Source organism: Cupriavidus sp. CP313, assembly GCF_054072015.1.
On sequence record NZ_JBSVZB010000084.1, the window covers coordinates 1 to 1,355 of the forward strand.

General features: G+C 59.4%; 1 protein-coding gene. It reads right to left on the reverse strand.

From position 1 onward, the window contains the following. Positions 1-160 precede the first annotated feature (160 nt). Positions 161-1,267 (reverse strand): IS5 family transposase, encoded by a 1,107-nt coding sequence (locus ACW4E8_RS40970; protein WP_456809693.1) that lies wholly within the window; start codon positions 1,265-1,267, stop codon positions 161-163. Positions 1,268-1,355: the final 88 nt, after the last annotated feature.

The window sequence follows — 1,355 nt, forward strand, 5'->3', positions numbered from 1 at the left end:
TAGCAGGCTGTTGAAAAGCACTCCGCCATGAAGGGCGCAGTGCAGCTAAACACGACTCGACATGCGAATGGCCGCTGCATTCCTACCATGCCATGCGATTGGGCGCCCCAATTCCGAGGCGCGCCAGCATGGCGCCGTGCGGCAACCGCGCTTTGGCGGCTCATTGCACCACTCCTCGCGGCACCGCACCCAGTATTCGTGCGATTCGGGTCAGATTGCTGGCGATCATCGTCAGCTTGAAGTGTTGGTCCACGCGTTCGAGGCCACGATATACGGTTTGTCGAAGCCGTCCGACCGTCTTGCCCCAGCCAAAGTGCTCTTCGATGCGTTTGCGGATGACCTGGCTCACTCGGTATCCCTCGTGCCGCGAGGTACGGCCATCGATTGCGCTGCCGCCAGCTCGCGCGTCGTTGCGCGCTACATGTGGTGTCACCCTGCGCGCTCGGCAGTCTTGAACAAAGGCGTGCGTGTCGTAAGCCTTGTCCGCACCGATCGTCTTGGCATGATTGCCAGGCATGCAGTCGAGCAAGCGCAATGCGCTGGCACGTTCGGCAAAGCCATCGGCATGACTCACAACCGCGCCGACCACCAGGCCGGAGCGGTTCTCCATCAGAATGTGCCCCTGATAACTGAGGATGGCCGGACTCTGGGCACTCTTCTTGTACAGCCGCGCATCCGGGTCGGTGCTCGATTCGTGGGTTGCATTGCTGCGCCGCTTACCCTTCCAGTCGGTCTCGGCATTGCGGCCGCCACCTGCGGGCGGGGTGTTATCCGTGTCGTCCTTGGGGCGAAAGCTCTTGTGGCTGGCCCATGCCTGAATCAACGTGCCGTCGACCGAGAAATGGTCCTTGGACAGGAGGTTATGCCGGTCGGCCACGCGCATCACCTTCGTGAAAAAGCTCTCGATTACCTTGTGTTCAAGCAGCCGGTCACGGTTCTTCGAAAAGACCGAGTGGTTCCACACGTCGTCTTCCATCGCCAGGCCAACGAACCAACGAAACAGCATGTTGTAGCGCATTTGCTCCATCAACATGCGCTCGCTGCGCACGGAGTAAAACACTTGCAACAGCAGTGCACGCAGCAACTTCTCCGGCGCAATCGAGGCACGTCCGCTGTCGGCATAGATGGTGCTAAACAGCCCGTTGAGGTCCTTCAGTGCGTCGTTGACCAGCAGCCGAATTGCCCGCAATGGATGATCGGCGGGGACGAGGTCTTCCAACTTGACCGTCGTGAACAACGTCTCTTGCATCTCATCCATTCCACGCATCGCATCCGCCACCCGAGTTTATGAACACGATATCCATAACGTCTGGCACCAAATCCCCGTTTACTCGGGGGCCAAATTCAACAGCCTG